This is a genomic window from Pseudomonas sp. PS01299 (assembly GCF_029960145.1).
Classification (GTDB): domain Bacteria; phylum Pseudomonadota; class Gammaproteobacteria; order Pseudomonadales; family Pseudomonadaceae; genus Aquipseudomonas; species Aquipseudomonas putida_A.
Genome location: NZ_JASCPO010000001.1, coordinates 1 through 20,447 on the forward strand (window position 1 = coordinate 1; position 20,447 = coordinate 20,447).

The 20,447-nt window shown below is 58.5% G+C and carries 28 protein-coding genes and 1 pseudogene; 4 read left to right on the top strand and 25 right to left on the bottom strand.

Annotation, left to right across the window (positions count from 1 at the left end):
- The 4 genes and pseudogenes from QMX91_RS00005 to argC all read right to left on the bottom strand — a co-directional run.
- On the bottom strand, positions 1 to 71 hold a 71-nt coding region (locus QMX91_RS00005), incomplete at its 3' end, for a helix-turn-helix domain-containing protein (RefSeq protein WP_146469857.1).
- Between the two features lie 24 nt (positions 72 to 95).
- Positions 96 to 722 carry a DNA methyltransferase gene (locus QMX91_RS00010; protein WP_003465024.1) on the bottom strand — a complete coding sequence of 209 codons (627 nt, stop codon included), beginning with the start codon at positions 720 to 722 and terminating at the stop codon, positions 96 to 98.
- A gap of 414 nt (positions 723 to 1,136) precedes the next feature.
- Positions 1,137 to 1,292 (bottom strand): annotated as a pseudogene (locus tag QMX91_RS00015) (OmpA family protein); the annotation flags it as partial.
- Between the two features lie 413 nt (positions 1,293 to 1,705).
- Entirely contained in the window at positions 1,706 to 2,635 is a 930-nt protein-coding gene (argC, locus tag QMX91_RS00020; protein WP_003465021.1) for an N-acetyl-gamma-glutamyl-phosphate reductase, read from the bottom strand.
- A 114-nt stretch (positions 2,636 to 2,749) separates the two neighbouring features.
- Here argC and QMX91_RS00025 point away from each other — a divergent pair, with 114 nt between their 5' ends.
- Positions 2,750 to 3,634 carry a LysR family transcriptional regulator gene (locus QMX91_RS00025; RefSeq protein ID WP_003465017.1) on the top strand — a complete coding sequence of 295 codons (885 nt, stop codon included), beginning with the start codon at positions 2,750 to 2,752 and terminating at the stop codon, positions 3,632 to 3,634.
- Between the two features lie 183 nt (positions 3,635 to 3,817).
- Here QMX91_RS00025 and QMX91_RS00030 read toward each other — a convergent pair whose 3' ends face one another.
- From QMX91_RS00030 to QMX91_RS00045, 4 genes are read right to left on the bottom strand one after another with little or no spacing between them, the layout of a single operon-like run.
- Positions 3,818 to 4,030, bottom strand: coding sequence for a hypothetical protein (locus QMX91_RS00030; protein WP_223866296.1), 213 nt, complete (start codon positions 4,028 to 4,030; stop codon positions 3,818 to 3,820).
- Positions 3,933 to 4,463 (bottom strand): uracil-DNA glycosylase family protein, encoded by a 531-nt coding sequence (locus QMX91_RS00035; RefSeq protein ID WP_077203601.1) that lies wholly within the window; start codon positions 4,461 to 4,463, stop codon positions 3,933 to 3,935. Before QMX91_RS00035 ends, QMX91_RS00030 begins: the two co-directional genes overlap by 98 nt.
- A 28-nt stretch (positions 4,464 to 4,491) precedes the next feature.
- Entirely contained in the window at positions 4,492 to 5,040 is a 549-nt protein-coding gene (locus QMX91_RS00040) for a cytochrome P460 family protein (protein ID WP_003465000.1), read from the bottom strand.
- Between the two features lie 27 nt (positions 5,041 to 5,067).
- Entirely contained in the window at positions 5,068 to 5,601 is a 534-nt protein-coding gene (locus QMX91_RS00045) for a carboxymuconolactone decarboxylase family protein (RefSeq protein WP_020309197.1), read from the bottom strand.
- Positions 5,602 to 5,652: 51 nt separating this feature from the next.
- Between QMX91_RS00045 and QMX91_RS00050 the strand changes: the two genes are divergently transcribed.
- A complete protein-coding gene (locus tag QMX91_RS00050; protein WP_282412118.1) occupies positions 5,653 to 6,561 on the top strand; it encodes an AraC family transcriptional regulator in 909 nt (302 codons plus the stop codon).
- Between the two features lie 864 nt (positions 6,562 to 7,425).
- Here QMX91_RS00050 and QMX91_RS00055 read toward each other — a convergent pair.
- The 4 genes from QMX91_RS00055 to QMX91_RS00070 are packed head-to-tail and all read right to left on the bottom strand — an operon-like array spanning position 7,426 to position 10,104.
- Positions 7,426 to 7,992 carry an OsmC family protein gene (locus QMX91_RS00055; RefSeq protein ID WP_004574805.1) on the bottom strand — a complete coding sequence of 189 codons (567 nt, stop codon included), beginning with the start codon at positions 7,990 to 7,992 and terminating at the stop codon, positions 7,426 to 7,428.
- 14 nt (positions 7,993 to 8,006) lie between these two features.
- On the bottom strand, positions 8,007 to 8,783 hold the full coding sequence (locus QMX91_RS00060; RefSeq protein WP_004574804.1) for an SDR family oxidoreductase: 777 nt from the start codon (positions 8,781 to 8,783) through the stop codon (positions 8,007 to 8,009).
- A 59-nt stretch (positions 8,784 to 8,842) separates the two neighbouring features.
- Entirely contained in the window at positions 8,843 to 9,427 is a 585-nt protein-coding gene (locus QMX91_RS00065) for a TetR/AcrR family transcriptional regulator (RefSeq protein WP_004574803.1), read from the bottom strand.
- The gene (locus QMX91_RS00070; RefSeq protein ID WP_004574802.1) at positions 9,424 to 10,104 is read right to left on the bottom strand and encodes a cupin domain-containing protein; all 681 of its coding nucleotides are present in this window, start codon (positions 10,102 to 10,104) and stop codon (positions 9,424 to 9,426) included. Before QMX91_RS00070 ends, QMX91_RS00065 begins: the two co-directional genes overlap by 4 nt.
- Positions 10,105 to 10,341: 237 nt before the next feature.
- Between QMX91_RS00070 and QMX91_RS00075 the strand changes: the two genes are divergently transcribed.
- Entirely contained in the window at positions 10,342 to 10,593 is a 252-nt protein-coding gene (locus QMX91_RS00075; protein WP_047883099.1) for a hypothetical protein, read from the top strand.
- Between the two features lie 39 nt (positions 10,594 to 10,632).
- On the opposite strand, the gene QMX91_RS00080 is transcribed toward QMX91_RS00075, so the two are convergent.
- On the bottom strand, positions 10,633 to 11,097 hold the full coding sequence (locus tag QMX91_RS00080) for a hypothetical protein (RefSeq protein WP_047883100.1): 465 nt from the start codon (positions 11,095 to 11,097) through the stop codon (positions 10,633 to 10,635).
- A gap of 34 nt (positions 11,098 to 11,131) precedes the next feature.
- Positions 11,132 to 11,668: a hypothetical protein gene (locus QMX91_RS00085; protein ID WP_047883101.1), complete on the bottom strand. Its 537-nt coding sequence runs from the start codon at positions 11,666 to 11,668 to the stop codon at positions 11,132 to 11,134.
- A 221-nt stretch (positions 11,669 to 11,889) separates the two neighbouring features.
- Between QMX91_RS00085 and QMX91_RS00090 the strand changes: the two genes are divergently transcribed.
- Positions 11,890 to 12,837: a hypothetical protein gene (locus QMX91_RS00090; protein ID WP_242070958.1), complete on the top strand. Its 948-nt coding sequence runs from the start codon at positions 11,890 to 11,892 to the stop codon at positions 12,835 to 12,837.
- On the opposite strand, the gene QMX91_RS00095 is transcribed toward QMX91_RS00090, so the two are convergent.
- The 11 genes from QMX91_RS00095 to QMX91_RS00145 form a co-directional block, all read right to left on the bottom strand.
- A complete protein-coding gene (locus tag QMX91_RS00095) occupies positions 12,758 to 14,698 on the bottom strand; it encodes an AAA family ATPase (protein ID WP_011078026.1) in 1,941 nt (646 codons plus the stop codon). The two genes, QMX91_RS00090 and QMX91_RS00095, sit on opposite strands and share 80 nt — an antisense overlap.
- A 105-nt stretch (positions 14,699 to 14,803) precedes the next feature.
- Positions 14,804 to 15,031 carry a hypothetical protein gene (locus tag QMX91_RS00100; protein ID WP_011078025.1) on the bottom strand — a complete coding sequence of 76 codons (228 nt, stop codon included), beginning with the start codon at positions 15,029 to 15,031 and terminating at the stop codon, positions 14,804 to 14,806.
- 68 nt (positions 15,032 to 15,099) lie between these two features.
- The gene (locus QMX91_RS00105; protein ID WP_047883104.1) at positions 15,100 to 15,666 is read right to left on the bottom strand and encodes a hypothetical protein; all 567 of its coding nucleotides are present in this window, start codon (positions 15,664 to 15,666) and stop codon (positions 15,100 to 15,102) included.
- Between the two features lie 25 nt (positions 15,667 to 15,691).
- Complete coding sequence (locus QMX91_RS00110; RefSeq protein WP_011078023.1) at positions 15,692 to 16,174, bottom strand: ParB N-terminal domain-containing protein; 483 nt, start codon at positions 16,172 to 16,174, stop codon at positions 15,692 to 15,694.
- A gap of 88 nt (positions 16,175 to 16,262) precedes the next feature.
- Positions 16,263 to 17,012, bottom strand: coding sequence for a hypothetical protein (locus QMX91_RS00115; RefSeq protein ID WP_011078022.1), 750 nt, complete (start codon positions 17,010 to 17,012; stop codon positions 16,263 to 16,265).
- Positions 17,013 to 17,024: 12 nt separating this feature from the next.
- Positions 17,025 to 17,372, bottom strand: coding sequence for a hypothetical protein (locus tag QMX91_RS00120; protein ID WP_256203878.1), 348 nt, complete (start codon positions 17,370 to 17,372; stop codon positions 17,025 to 17,027).
- A gap of 19 nt (positions 17,373 to 17,391) precedes the next feature.
- Positions 17,392 to 17,802 carry a hypothetical protein gene (locus QMX91_RS00125; protein WP_011078020.1) on the bottom strand — a complete coding sequence of 137 codons (411 nt, stop codon included), beginning with the start codon at positions 17,800 to 17,802 and terminating at the stop codon, positions 17,392 to 17,394.
- 21 nt (positions 17,803 to 17,823) lie between these two features.
- On the bottom strand, positions 17,824 to 18,021 hold the full coding sequence (locus tag QMX91_RS00130; RefSeq protein WP_081664090.1) for a hypothetical protein: 198 nt from the start codon (positions 18,019 to 18,021) through the stop codon (positions 17,824 to 17,826).
- A 96-nt stretch (positions 18,022 to 18,117) separates the two neighbouring features.
- Positions 18,118 to 19,512, bottom strand: coding sequence for an exodeoxyribonuclease VII large subunit (xseA, locus tag QMX91_RS00135; protein WP_126588705.1), 1,395 nt, complete (start codon positions 19,510 to 19,512; stop codon positions 18,118 to 18,120).
- Complete coding sequence (locus tag QMX91_RS00140; protein ID WP_011078018.1) at positions 19,499 to 19,711, bottom strand: exodeoxyribonuclease VII small subunit; 213 nt, start codon at positions 19,709 to 19,711, stop codon at positions 19,499 to 19,501. Before QMX91_RS00140 ends, xseA begins: the two co-directional genes overlap by 14 nt.
- Positions 19,712 to 19,784: 73 nt before the next feature.
- Positions 19,785 to 20,414, bottom strand: coding sequence for a hypothetical protein (locus QMX91_RS00145; RefSeq protein WP_011078017.1), 630 nt, complete (start codon positions 20,412 to 20,414; stop codon positions 19,785 to 19,787).
- Positions 20,415 to 20,447 lie beyond the last annotated feature (33 nt).

Sequence of the window (20,447 nt, forward strand, 5' to 3'; positions counted from 1 at the left end):
AGGCTGAAACCTTGGGCATGACCGATTTGAATGGTGGCGCGCTCTTCAACGCTGAGTTCGGAATAAGACATAGGGACAGCACCGTACCGGAAAGGTCAGGTGTTGCACTCAGTTTTCGCCGCCGCCCCCTTATTATCACTGCGAGGTGAATAGCTTTTCTGCCAATTGATTATGCCAATGCGATTCTCTTCGCCGAAGATTTCGTCCATGAGCATGCCAAGTCTAAATAGTTCCCTATGATCAATACAGATAGCCATAACCCCGCCTGGGGTTAGCATCTCACGCATCATCCAGATTCTGGGTGTCATGAAGCGCAACCATTTGCTGTGCTTGGACCCATCATCTTTAGGAACTACATCGCCGAGATCTGGATCGTTTGGATCCTTGTCCCACTTGTCGTTATAGCGGAAGTCCTCGCCGGTGTTGTACGGCGGGTCTGTTACTACAAGATCAACTTGACCACGATATTTATAGAGCGTGACCATCGCAGAAAGGTTTTCACCGTCCCAGATCTCATTCTCTGACTGGGCGGTTTCCTCTCCAAAGGATACTTTCTTGATAATACGATGCAGCTTCGGCTTGACCTGGCGGATGATCTGCCAGGGAGCAGCCCGCCCGGTGTAACTCATAACGATGCCATTCTTGCCAGCATCGGCAAGCGCCGCATCATGCTCCTGCAGCATACGGACCAAGGCGGCCCTCGGCAGTTGTTCGTAATCCATGCTTGCCCCTTGAATTCGTGCGGCGGCACCGAAAAGCTGAAAATTCTAGTACCGCTCGTGGATGCTTCACCATCCCTAGGGTGGCGAGTGTACTTGTGAACGTATTGATTTGGCTGTTAAACCGTTGAAAAAGACGGATCAACTGAGTTCCAAACGGGCTGCGTACTGGCTGGCAGATGCGAATCCGGCGCACGCCGCTCCCTTCTGGGCTCAAGCCCGCGAAGCGGGCATAAAGAACCCGGCCGAGGCCGGGATCCTTATGGGCTTATGGGCCGGCGTATTGGTCTGCCCAGTCCAAAGCCGGTGCCACGGGAGCTTGCACCTCCTGAGGCCAGGTTTTGGAGCCCACTGCAAATCGCCCGTAACCCATTAAAAGATAGCTGGGCATCCGACGAAAAGAGCACCAAGGCACCATTACCCTTGAGCTACAGCGCCGCTACGGGGCACCAGTTTGATTTCAACGCGGCGATTTTGGGCGCGACCCTCGGCGGTGTCGTTGGGGGCAATGGGCGAGCTGGAGCCTGCACCAAAGGTTTGCAGGCGCGAAGGATCGACGCCATTGCTGCGCAAAGAGAAAAAGGGGACTGATTTATGTGCGCCAGGCAAAGCTTGGTCGCCTGGGAATGACGGCGCAAGCCGTCACGAAATGGCGTAAGAAACCCAGCGGGTATGACCCCCGCCCGGTAAAGGTTAGCCACCGACCGGAAGCGAGTCTTGCGTGGTGACCGGGTAACCGGCGCTGCGAAGCGTAGACAGCAGAAAAGGGGATTTATTTTCCCTACTCTAAAACGGCCGCTGTTGGCCGATTGCTGCCTGTCGTGGACGACCGTTTAACTTCAAAGCCTGACTGGATTGCAAACTGCTGACACGCGTAGATTCTGTTTTCGACTCGTTTAATGCCGTCGATGCCAGGCCATAAACAGAGAGGAAACAACCGCTCGAAAATTCGAGCCATAGACTCTAGAGCCAGTGGGTAGTCGGAGTCATGTTCCTGCAACCATCAAATCCAGATTCTGCACCGCCGCTCCAGCGGCTCCCTTCCCAAGATTGTCAAACACCGCAGCCAACAAAACCTGCCCCGTCTCATCATTTTCACACACCACCAATCGCAAACTATCAGTCCCGTTAAGCGCCTGAGGATCAAGGCACGTCAACCCTTTGGCCTCCTGCATCGACATCACCTGTACATGGTCCGCATCGACGTAGTGCTGCATAAGACACGCATGCAACCGCACCGCATCCACGCCCGGCGCCAACAAGCGAAGTTGCAACGGTATGGTCAGCACGATCCCCTGCCGAAAAGCCCCATAAGCCGGCACAAACATCGGCCGCTCCATCAGACCGCTTTGCTGCTGAATCTCCGGAATATGTTTGTGTGCCAGCCCCAGACCATAAACCTGAAACGCGGGCGCCTGTGATGCGCCCTCTCCCTCATGCTCTTGCACGCCAACGCGCCCTTTTCCGGAATAGCCCGACACAGCATGAATGTTCGTCGGATAGTCCCTGGGCAGCAACCCGGCCTCCAGCAATGGGCGCAGCAGCCCTATCGCCCCCGTGGGATAGCAACCGGGATTGCTGACCCGCCGTGCCGTGGCGATGCGTTGGGCCTGCTGCGAGTTCATCTCCGCGAAACCATAGGTCCAGTCTGGATGGGTGCGGTGCGCCGAACTCGCATCGATCACCCGAACGGCGGGGTTTTCGATGCTCGCTACAGCGTCGCGTGCGGCTTGGTCGGGCAAGCAGAGAATCGCGATGTCGCAGGCGTTGATGATTTCGGCGCGACGTTGCGGATCCTTGCGATGTTCGGGGCTGAGCGTGATAAGCCGCAGATCGGTCCGGTCGCGTAGACGTTGATGGATTTGCAACCCGGTGGTGCCTTGGTCGCCGTCGATGAATATAAGAGGACTTGCCATGGAATGCTCTCGGACATAGGAAATCAGGAGTTCCAATCTTCAGTGAGGGGCTAAGATAGGAAAAGTTGAATTTCTAAACGATGAAATTCAGCTTTTCTGAACAAGGAGTGACTCATGCGCGAAATCAGCCTGGACCGTCTGCGCACGTTGGTGGCCATTGCCGACCTGGGTTCGTTTGCCGAGGCGGCCCGTGTGCTGCACCTCGCGCCACCCACGGTCAGTTTGCATATTGCCGACCTGGAGTCGCGGGTTGGCGGAAAGCTGTTGTCGCGCACACGTGGGCGCATTCAGCCTTCGGCGATTGGAGAAACGCTGGTGGAGCGCGCGCGGCGCCTGTTGGCGGATGCGGAGCAGGCGCTTGAGGACGTGGAGCGTCAGGTGCAGGGCTTGGCCGGGCGTGTGCGGCTGGGTGCCTCCACAGGGGCCATCGCACAGTTGATGCCGCAAGCTTTGGAGACGTTGGGCCAACGCCATCCCGCTATCGATGTGCAGGTCGCGGTGCTCACGTCGCAGGAAACTTTGAAGAAGCTTGCCGAGGGCTCTTTGGAGATCGGTCTGGTCGCGCTGCCACAGACCCCGGTGAAGGAATTGCGGATCGAGCCATGGCGGCGGGACCCGGTCATGGCCTTCTTGCCGGCTCGCTGGGAATGCCCGGATGTTGTGACCCCCGGTTGGCTGGCCGCCCAGCCATTAATTCTGAATGACAAAACTACTCGGCTTTCGCGCTTGACCTCGGAGTGGTTCGCCAGTGATGGACGGCAGCCCACGCCGCGTATTCAACTGAACTACAACGATGCGATCAAAAGCCTAGTGGCGGCCGGTTATGGTGCGACGTTGTTGCCGCATGAAGCCTCCACGCCATTGCCCGATACCAGGATCGTCATGCGGCCATTACAGCCCTTATTGTGGCGTCAACTTGGTATTGCCCACCGTGGTGGGGACGTCGAGCGGCCTACGCAACATGTGCTGGATGTGTTGTGGGGGTTGAGTGCGGGCTAGGGCGATGTTGTCAGAGAAAGGACCGCTTTCGACCCGGTCATACGGTGATTGAGGTCCCAGGCGTCAGCTACCGCACCTGAAGCCGTCGTTCATCGCTCCAAAGCCGGTGCCTGTCTCCGTTCGCCCAGGCCAGGGTGTCGTAGTACTTGTGCAGCAGCTCGGTAATGGCGGCGGTGTCGTCGGTCATGGGGTTTCCTTGGGGTTGGCGGTGAGGACTGCCTGGACGCGTGCTTGCAGCGCGGGCAGCACGTCTTGTTGGAACCAGGGGTTGCGCACCAGCCAGCGATTGTTGCGCGGGCTAGGGTGAGGCAGGGGGAACGCTTGCGGCCAGTGCTCGCGCCAGGCTTCGACCACCCGGGTGAGCGGCGTCTTGCCAGTACCGAGGTGGTAGTCCATGGCGTAGCTGCCCAGCACGATGACCAGCGACAGGCGCTCGAAACGCTGCATGAAGGCTTCGCGCCAGGCGGGGGGCGCACTCCGGGCGTAGCGGCAGGTCACCGCTTTTGCCGGTGCCCGGATAACAGAAGCCCATGGGCAGAATGGCGATGCGGGTAGGGTCGTAGAAGGTGTCGCGGTCCACGCCCAGCCAGGCGCGCAGACGCGCGCCGCTGGCGTCGTCGAAGGGCACGCCTGAGGCATGGACCCGGGCCCCCGGTGCTTGGCCGGCGATGAGGATGGGCGCACTCGGGTGAAACTGGAAGACCGGCTGCACGCCGTGTGGCAGATGCGGTGCGCAGCGCGTGCAGGCGCGGACGTCGGTCAGAAAGGCGTCGAGTGTCGGCATGGCGCGCTTCCGGAAAGGGTGGCTCGCGCAGGACGGAGGTGCCATCCTGCGCGAAGCGTAACCCGGCAGCAAGTCAGTGCTGGGTCAGTGTCGGATAGCCCTGGATGAATACGCGGTCGGTCTTGGCCGCCGGCACATGGCAGCCCATGCAGTCGGCTTCGTAGCTGACGGCGACATTCTTGGCGGGGGCGTCGGCCTTGAACAGCGCCCAGCCCCAGCCGTCGCCCCACAAGGGGTTGCTGGCGAAACGGCCTTTGGCGTCCTTGACCATCACGAACCACACGGCCGCATCGGAACCCCAGACCACAGGGTTGCCAGTGGTCATGGCGCTGGTTTCGAGCTTGCGGATCTCTTTCACCAGCGTGGCGCCGTCCAAGAACTTGCCGGTCTTGCGGTAGTGCTCGGCCGAGGCCTTTTCGGTGTACACATCGTGCAAGCCGCGAGAGGCGGATTTTTCGTCCAACACCGCATATGAGCCCAGGTGGACGAAGTTTGTGCGGAAGTCTGTGGGGCGGCTGATGCCGCCCTGGCTGTCCACATAGGGCGAAAAGTCGCCGGCCGTGACGGCCAGTGGCAGGACGAGGGCGCTGGCGAGCAGAGCGCCGGTGAGTGCGATTTTCATCGTGTTCTCCTTATATGCCTATGGAGATCAGACGGCGACCACGGGGAAATCCACCGTGGTGTCGGCGATGTGGTTGGTGTAGTTGGTGAGCGTGTTCAGCGCGACGTTGGCGATCACTTCCAGTATCAGGCCGTCGTCGAGCCCCGCGCGGCGGTAGTTGGCCATGGCGTCGGCCGACACCACGCCGCGTTGCTCGACCAGCGCGCGGGCAAAGCCGGCGATTGCATCGTCAAGTGCGTTGGCCGCCTGGCCGGTGCGGGCCGCGGCGATGGCCTCTGCCGACAGTCCGGCACCTTTGCCGATCAGGGTGTGTGCGCTCAGGCAATACTGGCAGCGATTGGCTTGACCGGCAGCGAGCGCAACGATCTCGCGCTGGGAGGCATTCAGGCGGCCGGTGCCCAGCGTTTCGGACAAGCCGAGGTAGCCATTGAGCGCCGCCGGCGCGTGGGCCAGCGTGGCGAACAGGTTCGGCACCATGCCAAGCTTGGCTTTGACGGCCTTGAGTGTGGCAGCGGTAGCGGCGTCAGCGGTGTCGATGGTCAGGGGGGCGATTTGGGTCATGTCTATCTCCGTAGTGGGTGAGGTGCAAGAGCACGTGGGCATGATCGCCCTTTGTTTGGTACGATATGGCACGTAAAGTATCAAATACGTAACCTATCGTCTTATATGGAGAGTGGAATGGCGGATCGACTGGCCGGCTTGCTCCGGCACTACTCGCTTTCGGCGCGCGTTTTTCACAGCGGCGCCTTCTGTGGGCAGCATCATTACGCGGCGCCGCATGGCTATATCCATCTGGTGCGGCGCGGCCCGATTACGGCGCGTTCGCCCGTGCATGAAGATCTGCTGGTTACCGAGCCGAGCCTGCTGTTTTATCCGCGCGTGGCGTCGCATCGTTTTGTCGCCGCCCCCGGCGATACCGCTGAGCGGTTGTGTGCGGAGGTCGACCTGGGCGCTTCGACGGGCAATCCGTTGGCCATGGCCTTGCCGTCGATGCTGCTGATTCCGTTGGCGGACTTGCCCGGCCTCGGGCCGACGCTAGAGTTGCTGTTTGCCGAAGCCGAGCGCGACCAGTGCGGTCGGCAGGCCGCCATCGACCGCTTGTGCGAGTTGCTACTGATCCAGTTGCTGCGTTATCTGATGGATGGGCGGCTTGGCGCCACCGGACTGCTGGCGGGCCTGGCCGACCCGAAACTCGCGCGCGCCATAACCGCCATGCACGATGCGCCGCAGACCGCGTGGTCGCTCGAGGCGCTGGCGGCGAAGGCGGGCATGTCACGCGCGCGCTTCGCCGCCGCGTTCAAGGACGCGGTGGGCGTCACGCCGGGCGACTATCTGGCCGACTGGCGGATGAACGTCAGTTGCACCCTGCTCAAGCAGGGGCGGCCGGTGGCGGTGGTGGCCGACCGCGTCGGCTACGGCAGCCCGAACGCTCTGGCGCGCGCCTTCCGCGTGCGCATGGGCTGCGCCCCGCGCGACTGGCTGGCGCAGCAGCGCGGTGACGCGGCGCTCAGCGGTTCGTGAGTTTGAGTTCGATTCGCCGGTTCTTGGCGTAGGCGGCGCCGGTGTTGCGCTCGTCGAGCGGGTGAAATTCGCATCACGCCGGAACAACTGGCGGAACTCCAGGTGGCGATCCGTCAACGGCTGGTCAGTCTGTTCGTGCGGCGCGGCCGGCTGGACAAGGCTGAGTCAGTGGCGCAGGTAGCTGGATGACGCTGTCCCGCCCTGAGCCGACGCTCACAGGCGGGGATTTCCAGTGTCGTCATTGTCGGCTATTGGCCGGCAGCAGCCCGTCGTTGCCTGATGGATCCAACCCCTCCGCTGCTATAGTGCAGTCGGCTTCTGACGTTCAGTGCAGCCGTCTTCTGAAAACGACAGGTTGAACGCCAAAGAGGGGGCGGGAGCGCTGCAACCGGAGCAGCGTCAGAGCCTCCAGAATCGCCCACACAACGCGGAAGCTGTCAGTCAGGGGGCAAGCCTACCTTGGCACCAGAAACGCGCCCAGGAGGCCGCAGGGGGCGATTTTGGCCGCTGCAACTGTCCAACCTTGGCCGGGCCTCGCCGGGCCGAGTGGGGCGGCCTTCGACCAGGGCGGGCCGGCGACCGTCCGTCGGGCATGGAGGGGACGATAGAGAAAACGGACAAAATCGTACGCTAAGCGTGCGGCCTGTCAGGTTGAGGCCCTAGAGGTTGCAGGCGAGTCGTCAGAAAATGCTGGAATCGGCCCTATTCTGACACTGCCCAAGGTTCCGGCCTGACGCCCAGTTAGGGCATACCTCAAATTGACACTGCGTATTCCAGAGAACGTGATGACGGAAGGTTGAACCTTCCGTCATAGCGCATCTGGTTTGGCCTCCCGTCAGCCAACCACGGGAAACACTGACTCGATCATTGGAGAATGGTCAGCTTGGCCTTGAGATCAATGGCTCTCGCGAAGTTGTGGTAATTCGGCGATGTTCGCTGCACCTGCGCGTGCAATGCTTTCAGCGCCGCCGAATCCGCCGACGACTCCATTTCGACCTCATACTCGACCTGGTCGTACCCTGGATTGATCCCAGGATCGATTCCAAGAAAACCTCTCAGATCGAGGCTTCCCTTCGTGCGGATAGTCAGCGATTGCAACTCGATGTTCATTGCCGCCGCATTTGCCGCGTAGGTTGCAGTCATGCATGCGTTCAACGCAGCCAGGATCAATTCTTGTGGATTAGCGGCCGTGTCGGTACCGAGCAATTCTGCCGGTTCGTCCGCGTCGATGACAAAGCCGCGCGCCAAGGCCGTGTCACCTAGTACGAGCGGCATGGTTCGCGCACGCGTCCGGGTGCCACCCTCCCAGGTTGTCACGACGCCGAACGTCGCGATGCCTGCGGCGGGCTTTGCTGCGACCTGATCTGCAAACTCACGCAATGCGCCGACGTTGATCCCGTTGCCGGGAGTTCCTTTAATGTTTGTGTTCATTTCTCGTTCCCCCATTATGTGTTACGCCCGGCCATCACGCCGCCGTCAACGTCCCAGATTGCGCCCGTCACCCATGCTGCCTTGTCCGACAACAGGAAGAGGATGACCTCGGCGACGTCTTGTGGCGTCCCAACCCTGCCGATTGGGTGGAAGCTGTTGAATCCCTGTAAGGCGCCATGAACCTCGGCCTTGGGTATGAATCCCTCGTAAATCGGCGTTTCGACAACCGCCGGAGAAACGGCATTGACCCTGATTTGTTTGGATGCCAGCTCCATCGCAAGGTGCTGGGTCAGCGAATGCAAACCTGCTTTTGCCATCGAATACGCGGACGACGGCGTAGCCGCAATCGCCTGCTTGCCCCACATCGAGCCGATGTTCACAATGGCGCCGGGACGCTCGCTGGCCACGAGATTGGCCACGACTTTTTGTGTGATGAAGAAGAACGCTTTATTCAACGTCAAATATTGTTCGTAATCACTTTCCGTGTGCTCAAGAAACGCCTTCGGGAAGAACACCCCAGCCGCGTTGACCAGAAGATTGATGTCCTTGTGGTGTTCATCGATGGTATGCAGGAGTCGCTTCACATCTTCGGCTCGCGAGAGATCGGCAGTCAGGGCGGTCACGGTGCCCAACGACGACAGCGCCTTGCGGGCCTCTTCGGCCTTGTCTTCACGGTGACCGACGATGACGACGCTTCCGCCTTGCTCAAGAACCATGCGGGCAGTTTGCAGTCCCATCCCGCTAGTGCCGCCGATGACCAACAACTTCTTGCCATTAAATTCAGTACTCATAATAATCTCCTTAACTACCAACTAAATGGTAGGGTTGTGTTGCAAAAAAAGTGCCGACCTCAGGTCAACACGGTGGAAAGAAAAGTGTTTCCAACTTCGGCCGGTCCGCGTGACGACCGCATGCCACGGCCCACCATCATCGAGCCTTCCAACGCGCACAAGAATGCCTCTGCGAGAGCCTCTGGGGTGGAATTCGAGGTGATCAGCGCGGCACGCTGACCATCGGCAACGACAAGAGTCAACCAGTCGAGATTGACTTTAAAGAATCGCTCGACCTCGCTCACAACGGCGTCCGGCAGCGAGTCCGACTCGGCACCCAACATGCCGCAGACACAAAGGCGCCGGTCCTTGGCGAAGGTGCGTTCGAAAAGTGCCGCATACGCAGTTAGCCTGTCAGGCGCTTTCGCATGCTGCCCTTCGATGCTCAGCAACTCCTCACGAAACCGGTGCGTGTAGCGCTGTGCGACCACGGCCACGAGTTCACCCTTCTTGGGAAAGTGGTGGTGGATACTTGGTTTTTTGATGCCTACCAACTGGGCCACGTCGTCGTATGAGAAGCCGTTGTAGCCGTGCTGCTGTACCAACCCTTCAGCGGCATCGACCACCCGCTCGGCGGTCGGCGAGATTTCGGAGAAATGCTTCATGCAAGCGCCTCATTTGATTCGGCGACTGGCAGGTGGCCTGTCTTGACCAGGATGGTGCAGCCTGTATTGCTGAAGGGACGGTGAGCACTCAAATGCGGACTGCGCATCCATGTGCCGGTAGGGTAGCTTCCGAACTCATCCTCAAAGACGCCTTCCAACACATAGATTTCTTCACCGCCGTAGTGACGATGCGAATTGAATCGTGTCCCCGGGGCCCAGCGCACCAAAGCCGTATGTTGTGTGTCGAACTCAGAAAGTGGCATCACCGACAGACCCGGCACGAGGCCTGGAAACCAGGGGCCGTTACGGGTGTCGACCACGGTGCGTTGGCTGTCGGCTAGATCAAGATGGCGCAGCTTGACGAACAACGTGCAACCCGTCGCGGAGCTCGGTGCATGCGAAGAACCTGGTGGATTCTTGATGTAAGTCCCAGGCCCGAAGGTCCCGGATTCGTCGCTGAATTCGCCGTCCAGGACCAGAATCTCCTCGCCCAAGTCGTGCTTATGATTTTCAAAAGCGGAGCCCGGCGCGTATCGCACGATCGAGGTGGCACGCGCCACTTCGTCGCCATCACGCTCCAGTAACTGGCGTTGAATCCCGGTCGCTGGCGAATCGACCCACTGTAAGCTTGAAGGCTCGACGACAACACGCTGCGAAAGATCTGAATTGAGTTTCATGGCTTTATTTCATCTACCGACTACTTGGTAGGTAAGTTATAAGATCCCGATTTGTTTGTCAAATAGCTTTCGCCATTTTCTTTCATCCATTGAAAAAACAATGAATTGGTTACAAGAACTCGCGAAGCTTAGCGTACGATTTTTTCCGAATTCTCTATCGTCCCCTGATGAGAGCCGTGTAAGCAACAACCATAATCCTGTGCGACTATACTGTTTTTACATACAGTGAGGCGTGCTATGCCCTCTTCGGAACTGCCGCCATTCGAGCCCGTGACGCTCGACGAGTTGCGTCGCATTTGGTCGGCGCATGAAGATCCCGATATTCGCCGCCTGGCTCTCGAAGTAGTTCGATATCGGCGTGTGCTGGCAGATGTCGACAAGCTCTATAAGACCGTCCACCAGTCTTGGCGCGACCAGGTGGGCGGTGATCTAGTGGCCCTGCACCTCTTGAAACTGGTCATGTATCACGAACGGATGCGCTTGCCCTAATGGCTGGCTGCTTCGTTCTACAGCGCCAGCAGTACGCCATCAGGATTGAATGCGCTCGAAAGTTATTTGGACAGCGCTAACACGTGCGCGATATGCAGCGCGGGAATCTTCCTCCAGCTTCCTTAGGATGGCGCGCCCGGCCAGACTCATTCCGCCGTCACGGAGGCTGCCAAGCTCGAGAACCGCGCTCAGGGCCGCGTAATCACGGTTGAACTGCTCCCCGTCATCTTGATCAGCCGTTCCGTCCTTGATCTTTTCAAAGTAGGACATCACTGCCTCAAAGCGGTTAGTGGCTGACTGAATTATGGTCTGTTCCAGTTGGGGCAACGCTGGATCTGCATTCAAAGCTTCATCGCACCGCCGAGTCAGCAGGTCGTGCAGCAGATCGGCATCATTGGCCGCATCCACGCAATCGCGGTGGAGCGCATTCTCCAAACTGCTCTTCAGCCAGTAGCTGGTTTCCGGGTTGCTGAGTACCGCCTGAATTTCTTCGTTGATGGCCATTGTTGGATTCCTCTGTCCGGAAAGCGTTGTGTGCTCAGCGTTCCGCCGTCGAAGCACTGGAAAGATTGCGGTGTTCCTGGGCAGCCATCGGTTGCTCCATCAGCTCAAACGACGGTGAAATGAACTCGGCCGTGATGGCAGCGGACAGCGCCTCCAGCTCGAAGTCGGTCACCTGAAAGCTCCCCGGCCAGATCCTGATGAGTGCCGATTTTCGTGCGACAAGGAATTTCTCCTGTTTGAGCATGGCCTCGTTGACGGCGATACCAACAGCCTCGGCAAGCGCATCGCGGCTCCTGAAGAAATGAGTCATGGAGGAAAATTGGTAGTCGATCAGCACTCCGTCGACGATCACTTGATTCGGCTTCAGGTCGATGACGACGCGATTCGCCACCACTTTCCGCTCCGTCCACTCAACAAACCAGGCCCCGAGAGCGCCAGCAGCAGCGAGGGTGCCGGTGACTATCCAGGTTCCCTGGCCGGGAGCCTCTACACCAGGTAACAAAGCAAGTGGTCCCAGCAACGTGAGGGGCATAATCCCCAGCCCCAGGATGGCTTTCGACAGATCATTCATTTGGAGAACCTTGATCGCTGATTTCGAGCGATTATTCCACGCTGTCAGCGCCAGCAAGGCCGTATTCAGGCCGTAAAGCGGTCAGAAAACGCTCTTCCTACTCAGGGAGATCATTTCTGTTTGGAGTACTTGTATCTGGCCCTATCAGGCATTGCGCCGGAGGCCGTTGGGATTTCGGTAGGAAATGAGACGGTGGCCACCTCCTACCAGGAACCACCAGCATGGAACTAAACCGCCTCCCCGCTTGGCTTCAGGCTTACCGCGATGGCCATCGTCAAGGCAACGCCCAAGCGCTAGCAGCCTATGCCGATTACTACTGCATGGACGGGTCAGCCGACATGGAGTTGGATATTGAGGAGCGGCTTGGCTACATCCCTCCGCCGATGGTCTCGTATGCAAGCCGAACGGGCACACGCCGCAACCTCGCAGCAATGCGCGGGGCGGGTTGGCGCTTACTCGTTTCTGCGGCCGGGGTTCTGCGCACTGAGGGGTTCCAGCATTACGCCTTGGACAACGGAGCGTGGAGCGCTTTCCAGCAGGGCACGCCGTTCGATGAGCGTGCTTTCGGCCATGCCGTGGATCTACTTGGCGAAGACGCTGACTGGGTTGTCCTACCTGACATCGTGGCAGGTGGGATGGAGTCGCTGGATTTCAGCCTGCGCTGGCTGGATCGGCTAAAGGGATTCCCTCAAAGGTTGCTCATTGCTGTGCAGGATGGAATGGAGCCAGACGATGTGCGTGAGTTCTTGAGCCCATCCGTAGGGATCTTTCTGGGAGGGAGCACCCCTTGGAAGCTACAAACCATGGCTGCCTGGGGTGTCCTTTCTCGACGCCGCAACTGCTACTACCACGTTGGCCGGGTCAACAGCGCTCGACGGATCGGAATGTGCGCTGCCGCCAGTGCTAATTCCTTCGACGGTACTAGCGTGACACGCTTCGCCGACACGCTGCCTGCGCTCCATGCCGCGCTGTGCTATGCCGATGACCAGGGTGATCTTTTCTCTCTAGCCAAGGAGGACGTTGCAGCAACGCCATTCAATTGTTGTTGGCCGCTGCCTTCGAGACAGCACTGTTTCATGGAGCCCACCATCATGAAGATGGGGTTATCTGAGCTTTCGCCGCCGTGGACATATCAGACGCCCAGTCTCGGAGATAACCAGGAACGATGAGCTTGTGTCGAGCTCTCGATCCACCAGTGTAAAGGGCTGCAAAAGCCCTGCTCGCTGCAATGCGGTCACCAGGTCCTACTTGACTGAGCAAGTCTGGTGCGAGCATCACAGCGTCGATCTCTGAATTGCGTGCGTCCATGACCCGGCCGAGCTGTAGCGGGGCTGTCCCTGACGCATCGAGGTTGAGTAACGATGCTTCGAACTCTGATGAGCTATAGCCCTTACTGAGCATCCGGTCGATGCGCTGAAAGCTACTATTTTTGCTGCCCATGTCCGCCCGGAGATCATCCCAGTGGGTGTACCTGAAGAGCGCGCTGTGGGTTGGCCGTACCTGATCATGGAACAGGCCAATGCAATCGAGAATGAACCGGCGGAAAGTGTTGATTGCTCCAGGTAGCAAGCTGAAGGTCGCGCCAGCGCTCCCCAGGCGCTGAAACCACTCGAATAATCCCCACTCGGAATCAACCAGGATGGTCACGGCCCCAGTGGGAACCTCTGGCTTGTCGTAGTAGATAACCTTTGTCTCAATGCCGTTGTTGCCCTCGAGCGAAGCCAATTTCAGTATTGGGTGTTTGTCGATGAGGGGGTTTATGACTCCCTCGATCTGCCGGCCGGCGCGAATGGAGTGGGTGATCTCGTGCTTGCGGAGTGTGCTGGCCCGTTGGTAGTAGCTCCCATCCAGGCGCTGGCATGCGTCACCCAGGGTAATCACGGGTTGGCTACAGCGGTCGAGAAATACAGAGAGTGGCCAGCTCAGGTCGTGCGCTTCGTCGACAATGATGTGGGTGAACTCCAGGCCTATGACCGCCTCGTGAAGAAGGGTCATGTGCTTGATTCGGTGATAACCGCGAAGCGGGAGCTGAAGGCGCTGATCGGTAGGTTCTATGGTCTGGTCCCACAGCCTTTGGGCATACCCTACCAGCACCAAGCGATCTACGACTTCGAGGGTAAGCCCTTTGGGGATGTGCTGCTCTGATAAGGCAAGGTCAGTACTGTTGCAAAAAGAGGCAACCATTCTCGCGCAGGCCGTGGCTACTTGGGCAGGGCTGAGCCTACCGATCGACCCGAAGCCTAACCGGGAAGCGATGTCTTCCGGGGTAACCTGGTGCCGAGCGGATGCCCGTTTGCCAGGCCTGTAGTAACCAAAACTTCGCTCAAGCACATGGTTGGCAAGATCTCCGAACGTCATTCCTCTTACGTTCGCGGCTCCGATTCGCTGCATCAGGGCCTGGAGCTGCACCGCGGTGAACGCCAGCACGAGTGGTCGACATGATGAAAGCGAGTCCACCAAGCGTTCGATCATGTGGGTTTTGCCGGTACCAGCCAGGCCCTGGATATGGATGCTTTCATCGGGTTCGGCGTGGATAACGCGAAACGTCCGGCTCTGCTGATTCGACAGAGAAATTGTTTTCCCCGATGGGGTTTCGAACGAATGCTTGAGCGGGTTGAGCTTTTGGGTGTGCGCCGCACAGAAGTTGAAGTCCCAGTGGCCACCATTCAGGAATTGCTTCGCGTCCAGCGCCTCCTCATCCAGGAAGCGCAGCCGCAGCCTAGGCATAAGCGCCAGCCCTCGCTCAAACAACTCTCGCTTAAATCGGCCGGCAATCAGGCTAGAAAACGTACCAGGTGGATGCGTTTGGCTCAGTTCCGTTCCGACTGAGATCAACTCGGCCAGGGCCTTCTCAACGAGCATTTCGCTTTTCGGCTTTCCGTCCAGGGCCGGTAAATTCTGGATGACAGCTACCGACGCCACTTGGGCCACGTCCCATTGCCCCAGCAGAACACGGGCAGAACCGCTCGGATCAACCAAGGTATCGGCCTGTGAAGCCAGCAGTGGGATGTAAAGAACCGGGTCGGTCACGCTTTCTTCTCGATGGAATGCACATCGTCGACCACCACAGCGCTAGCGCCGGCGGCGGGGCTCAACTATCCAGTGTATGCCAGGCGAGCTGGAGATCACACTGTCTCACCGCCGGTACCAGTTGAGCTGGTAGCACCTGGCGTCCTCGGGAATGTCGCCAGGTGGCCACCGCAGGCAGTCGAGATACAGACGCTCAGGTTTGCTCGGACTGGGCCGGGTACCTTGCACCAGGTAGGCCGACCCACCGGAAGTGAGGATGTAGTCGCCAGCGCTCAGGTCGTCAGCGCCATCGATGTAAAGCTTGCACGGAGTGTAGGGCAGGCGGCTGGCCATATCCTTTTTCCTCAGATTCCAAAGATGGTCAGGGCTTGGGTGCAGCCGGCGATATTTCCACTCCAGTTTTAATCCGTTGACTTCGAGCCAATTTCTTTTGACCTGATCAAGGCTTCCAAGTTGGGCACGACATTGGCGTCTAGGTGATCCCTCATACTCTGGCTCAGATGGTGCTGGTTGGGAATATCAATGCCTTCTTGACTGGCCCATTCCCGCAAAACCCCCAGCAACACCATGCTGACGGTATGGCCATCATCCATATACTGGAGCAGAAAAGCCTTGAGCCTATTCCGTCCCTCATCGGAATGCAGGTCAAAACCTCCTGGCACATCATGTAAGCGATGCGCGATCACGTTGCGATTCTGGAGGAAGCGATCCAACTTTTCGTCGAAGGTGGGATGCAGATCAACCCGCTTCCGCAGCGCTTTGAGCAGTTGTCCCAGTGTGGCTTTTGAGTGTCGTTCAAGCAGAGTGTGAAGCTGTTCAACAGTTTGCAGTGGCTCGCCATGCAAAGGATACGTTAGGCAACAGCTCAACAAGTGCTCAACACCCTGCCCGGCGATCACCGCAAGGCCCAATGTCTTCAGCACATCGTCCTGAACAGGCTTGTAACCCGATTGCACTTCATCTTTCATGATTTTATCAGTCCTTGAGAGCGCTCTAGGGAGCATGTTCGCTTTCGATTTTGCAACGCGCGAAAAGAGCATTGATACGGGCTTGTAGCTCAGGGTCAGCTGCGGCTGCCTCACGAAGTGAGGGCATTTGCTCCATGACCAGATCAGATGCATTCTCTCCAAACTCCTCGATCAGCCTCTCGAGGTTCCCTACCGTCTCTTCGGGGGCGATGGGCTCGCGACTGGTGTTGGCGAGGAGTGAAGATACTGCACAGGCCTCTTCGTCGAGTTGCAGCACACGAATCGGGACGATATCTATCCCCAACTCCGAAGCCGCAAGCCACCGAACCAGACCTCCACCAGGAATGATCTCATAGCGTTCGCCCACCTTTCGAACGAGGATGGGCTCCATGATGCCCAGCTCTTTGATACTGATAGCCATAGCATCCACCTGGCTCTGACTAGGTGGCCTCGCCGGGCCGCTAGCAGGCATGATTTTGCTAGTTTGGATTACGGTTGGAGTGCTCATCAATTTTCCCTTCAGTTCTGAAAACCGCGGCCCAGTTCGTCGGGGGCTTGGCGATACCGCGATTTTCCTAGCGGAAATTTTCTATCGACTAATTCTTCGAGGGCATAACGCTGGTGATGAATGCCGCGCCTTTCAGCGCATCCGTCCAGATGCGGAGAGTTTCGACGGATTGAGGTCTGGCCAGAACCTCGGCGCGCTGAGTGTCCAGGCTGCGCTGCAACTCCTCCAGCTTCTGTGCTGGTGAAACATCTAGGTCCAAGCTCAGGTAGTCCTGCAGGGCTGAGTGGATATCAGACAACAAGCTGGACACCCGACTACGATGCCATTGCGCGGTAGTGTGGTTGGCCCAACGCGGCGCCTCCTCTTGCATTGATTTGCGCAACGCCAGGTGGCTCGGCAAATAGACGGCATGCCCCAACACCACCTGAACAACAAGGTGCAGTTCCAGTATCCGCAACTGCTCGGCCACTGTATCGCTGGGGAAGGAGAAGCGGGCTTTAACCAGTTGGCCGGCTTCCCGCGCCCACTGCTGGCGTTTTTTGGCCCTGGCTTTCTCTGCGCGGTCTTTGCGCTCCTTGGCATGCTCGACGTTGTACTTCACCGAGTCCAAAAGTGCTGCGGCGTTGGTCAGCAACTCCCGTTGCTCGTGAGAAAGTTTCCCGCCAAGACGTCCAAGCAGCGAATTGTTCTGCGTAAACGCACGTAGCTCGCGGGCGGCGGTGGTAAGGCCCGTCTGCACACTGCGCATTTCCTTGGCGCTGAAGTACGCGCCAACTTCCATCACCACGTCCGCGGTAATTCCCGTCGCCTTCGTCAGCTCATCACGTTGATTTGCCATGATTATTTCCATCTATGCTGGAGTAAGGATGCGATAGGCGACGCCTGGAACAGCTAGTGGGATACCCAGCGCATAAAGCCAGGGAGAAATCATACCGCCGAACAGCGCCGCCCCCAGCAAGGCGTGCCCGAGAGCAAAAATCAGCATCCCGCCGATACCTCCTCGATAGACGCCGACGAAACTGATAAATACGGCCGCGCCAGCCGCTATGGAAAGCGGGATGTTGGCCATTGCAAGGGGGTTTGCACCAGCGCCAAAGATCAAGGCCCCCAACATGATCGAAAGCAGAGAAGCGGCCCTGAGTGGCATATCCCAGCTACCAGATCCATCGCTTTCATGATTGTTTTTTTGTGTGTTCACTCGGTCCCTTCCGTAGAAATCAGTTGAAGAAGCCCTCGGCCTCCAACTCTTTGTACTGCTGCTCAAGAATCCAACCTCGAATCTGCTCAGCAGACAACCTGCCAGGCGAAACCTGCAAATCCTTGGATGCAGCCTCGCGGCTTGCTTCAATCTCTGCCTCTTCGGCCAACTCGATCAGCAACTCATCCTCTTCGGTGCGACTCCGGCCAACGGCGATCCTTGAAAAATCGTACTTATTGGCGCAGCGGCGGCAGAACAGCAAGGCCACCTTCGCATTCTCGACTTCGACCTCCGCCATTTCACCTCGAAGCCCACGCCATGTCTCGTTTGCCACGGTAATGGTTACGGTCGATTGCCCGTCAGTAATCCAGGCATTGCACCGCGAGCAATTCGTGATGACGTGCTTGATAGGGGTAACGGTCGCGGTCACAGGGATTCTCCTACTTATTGCTCAGCTCCGACCATCATATTGAGCCTTTGAACGTTTCTCCCAGTAAACACCGAGCAGAACCACATACCAAAATGCAAGGACAAGCCAAGCGCCCCAATGCCAGCGGCGCGGATCTGGATGAACGTCAAATGCGAAATAGGCGTAAACCAACGCGGTGATCGCTACCAAATTTCGGAACAAGCTAGCTACGGTCGTCATTTGTCTTTTCCAGTGCAGGTGGCCAGGATAACGGCAATTCGCACAACCCCAACTCACTGAGACAAGTTTCCCATACCTCTCGAGGATGTGACTCCATCAATGCGGAGTCGCCACATCCGCAGTGACATGGCCATCGGCAAACGCCAGATCCAGCTTGCCCGCATCGCGAGCCTGCTCGGCGCTGCTGATTATCACCCCACCAGGGCCACGGACTAAGGCAAATCCTCTCCCGAGCAGTGCAAGCGGGTTCGTCTTGTCGAAGACCGTGGATGCAAGCTCCAGACGCGAAGTTTCCTTGGTGATCAGCGCCATACTCAGGGAAGCCACCCTCGAGGCGGCAAACAGCCCCCTTTGGCGCTCAGCTACACACAGGCCAGCCCCGAGCCTTGAAAATCGATCCTGCGCGAGCTGGAGGGCCATGCGCTGTTGGCTGAGGAGGCGGTCCCGGCCTTTGTCGAGGCTGCTTTGCTGTTGCAACAGTTGCCGCTGCTCCCTATGGAGCGTTTCCGTCACACGCCGGCTGAAGGTGCTCCAAGCGCGATCCAGATGCGGGGCTTGCCCAGACACCAGGCGCAAGATCATGCCGTTGGCCCGCTCGACCTGAGCCCGAGCAGTTGAGGCCTCAGACATGAGCGCTGTTTTGATGAACCCGATGACCTTCGATGGTGTGTCGAACCGGCGGTGTGCCACGAGGTCAAGCACGCATTCGTCGATCTCGTGCCCAATGCCGGTGAATACCGGAACAGGCAAACGGCAGACCCAAGCCGCAAGGTTCGCGTCGTTGAGCCAGGCCAGATCGCTTTTCGCCCCACCCCCGCGGATGATGCATACGGCGTCGAATGGCTGCTGTTGATGTTGCTCATGAACCGTCCGCAACGCAGAGCGGATGCTGTCTGATGCGTCACGCCCCTGGAACGTCGCTGAGAAATACTCGAAGCCGCACACTTCGGCCGCAGCCAACTGCTCTGCATCACGCCGAAAATCGGCCAGCCCAGCAGCCTCGTGCGGAGCCACAACCGCAACGCGCCAGAACCCTCCTGGAGAGGGAAGTCCCCGCTGTAGGTCGAACCACTGCCGCTCCTTCAGGGAAACAATGATCTTCTGCATCTTGGCCTGCATGTCACCCAGCGTGTAGCTCGGGTCGATGCCGGTGACCATCAGGGAGAAGCCAAACTGAGGGGAAAAATCCGCCCTCACTTTCAGCAGGACGTTCATTCCTGCTTGGGGCAGGCCTCCGGTTGCCTGCTGCCACTCACCAAGTACCTTGCCGGCGACGTTCGCAAACATGGTGCACCGTGCTTTCGCGACCTCGGCTCCCTCACGCGACTCCAAGATGTCCATGTAGCAGTGGCCGTTCGGACGGCGCTTGAAGTCGCTGAGTTCCGCAATAACCCAGCTGCTGTCTGGTACCGCAGCACGGACAGCCTTCTGGATCTGGGTAAGGTATGCGCTGAGAGTGAGGTGCTGCTCAACCGGATCAGGTGCGTTCACCGGACTGACCCTCTTCAGCGCCCAAGGTTGCCTGAACAACGCTCTCGATTCGGGTAAGCCGGTCGGCGCAGAACTTACGTGCATCCGCAAATTCGCGAGCAAGGGTCTCCAGCTCGTCGATGCTCACCTCATTGCGCTCCAGGCGCTTTACCGTCTGGTCGATGAAGGCGATGTTGGCTTCGTAGGTGTCTCGGCTCATGTGGGAAGTCCTGGGGAAGATGAGATCAATCAACGTGCCAATTGTCGCAGCTTCCCCAAAGGACCCAACCCTATCAGCCTTCAGGCTGAACCCACGTTGTCTGACCCTCTGGGATCACGCCCCGATTGCAGCCGTATTTGGACAGGTACAACACCCTGCTCTGCCGCAACCAGGCCTCAACGGTTGGAACGATCATCGCGGCATACTCGGCAAGGCTCGGGTGTTTCTTCCAGCCGCCATTGCCGATCGCGGATTCCAGCGAACGGTCATACCAGGCGTTGACCAGTTGCTCGACTCCAGCCAATTCTTCGCCGGCGGACGGTGCGGAATGGATCAGGTTATGCGCCTCGCGTTTCCTTTGCTCTCGGGTGGCATGTGCAGCTGGTAACGCTCCGAGGGAGAAAAGAGCGTCCTCAAAATTGAGGTGACGCTTCTCGTGAGTAGTCGAGTCCTCGGCTACACCGGGGACGAAAGAAAAACGGCAGAGCTTGCAGTAGACCACGCCACTGTCCTTCCGCTCGTAGTGCTGCTCCAACGAGCGAGCGATCCACTTGCGAACTTCGTGATAGCTGCGTGCCTGAAGATGATGCTGCGCCATCAGGTTGAGGCGCTGCGCATGGCTCAGTCCTGGGTGAAGGGCCTTTGCCTGCTTGGCGAGTTTTTTGAGGTTTTCGATATCGCGGAGTGTGATTGGGTTTTGCATACGGCAGCCTCCAAAGGCTGATGCTCTGTGTCC

Excerpts from the sequence above, each read along its gene's own strand:
- QMX91_RS00010 (WP_003465024.1), bottom strand. The coding sequence starts at position 722 with ATGGATTACGAACAACTGCCGAGGGCCGCCTTGGTCCGTATGCTGCAG.
- argC (WP_003465021.1), bottom strand. The coding sequence starts at position 2,635 with ATGGCAAGTCCTCTTATATTCATCGACGGCGACCAAGGCACCACCGGG.
- QMX91_RS00025 (WP_003465017.1), top strand. The coding sequence starts at position 2,750 with ATGCGCGAAATCAGCCTGGACCGTCTGCGCACGTTGGTGGCCATTGCC.
- QMX91_RS00030 (WP_223866296.1), bottom strand. The coding sequence starts at position 4,030 with ATGGACTACCACCTCGGTACTGGCAAGACGCCGCTCACCCGGGTGGTC.
- QMX91_RS00035 (WP_077203601.1), bottom strand. The coding sequence starts at position 4,463 with ATGGCACCTCCGTCCTGCGCGAGCCACCCTTTCCGGAAGCGCGCCATG.
- QMX91_RS00040 (WP_003465000.1), bottom strand. The coding sequence starts at position 5,040 with ATGAAAATCGCACTCACCGGCGCTCTGCTCGCCAGCGCCCTCGTCCTG.
- QMX91_RS00045 (WP_020309197.1), bottom strand. The coding sequence starts at position 5,601 with ATGACCCAAATCGCCCCCCTGACCATCGACACCGCTGACGCCGCTACC.
- QMX91_RS00055 (WP_004574805.1), bottom strand. The coding sequence starts at position 7,992 with ATGAACACAAACATTAAAGGAACTCCCGGCAACGGGATCAACGTCGGC.
- QMX91_RS00060 (WP_004574804.1), bottom strand. The coding sequence starts at position 8,783 with ATGAGTACTGAATTTAATGGCAAGAAGTTGTTGGTCATCGGCGGCACT.
- QMX91_RS00065 (WP_004574803.1), bottom strand. The coding sequence starts at position 9,427 with ATGAAGCATTTCTCCGAAATCTCGCCGACCGCCGAGCGGGTGGTCGAT.
- QMX91_RS00070 (WP_004574802.1), bottom strand. The coding sequence starts at position 10,104 with ATGAAACTCAATTCAGATCTTTCGCAGCGTGTTGTCGTCGAGCCTTCA.
- QMX91_RS00075 (WP_047883099.1), top strand. The coding sequence starts at position 10,342 with ATGCCCTCTTCGGAACTGCCGCCATTCGAGCCCGTGACGCTCGACGAG.
- QMX91_RS00080 (WP_047883100.1), bottom strand. The coding sequence starts at position 11,097 with ATGGCCATCAACGAAGAAATTCAGGCGGTACTCAGCAACCCGGAAACC.
- QMX91_RS00085 (WP_047883101.1), bottom strand. The coding sequence starts at position 11,668 with ATGAATGATCTGTCGAAAGCCATCCTGGGGCTGGGGATTATGCCCCTC.
- QMX91_RS00090 (WP_242070958.1), top strand. The coding sequence starts at position 11,890 with ATGGAACTAAACCGCCTCCCCGCTTGGCTTCAGGCTTACCGCGATGGC.
- QMX91_RS00100 (WP_011078025.1), bottom strand. The coding sequence starts at position 15,031 with ATGGCCAGCCGCCTGCCCTACACTCCGTGCAAGCTTTACATCGATGGC.
- QMX91_RS00105 (WP_047883104.1), bottom strand. The coding sequence starts at position 15,666 with ATGAAAGATGAAGTGCAATCGGGTTACAAGCCTGTTCAGGACGATGTG.
- QMX91_RS00110 (WP_011078023.1), bottom strand. The coding sequence starts at position 16,174 with ATGAGCACTCCAACCGTAATCCAAACTAGCAAAATCATGCCTGCTAGC.
- QMX91_RS00115 (WP_011078022.1), bottom strand. The coding sequence starts at position 17,012 with ATGGCAAATCAACGTGATGAGCTGACGAAGGCGACGGGAATTACCGCG.
- QMX91_RS00130 (WP_081664090.1), bottom strand. The coding sequence starts at position 18,021 with ATGACGACCGTAGCTAGCTTGTTCCGAAATTTGGTAGCGATCACCGCG.
- QMX91_RS00140 (WP_011078018.1), bottom strand. The coding sequence starts at position 19,711 with ATGAGCCGAGACACCTACGAAGCCAACATCGCCTTCATCGACCAGACG.
- QMX91_RS00145 (WP_011078017.1), bottom strand. The coding sequence starts at position 20,414 with ATGCAAAACCCAATCACACTCCGCGATATCGAAAACCTCAAAAAACTC.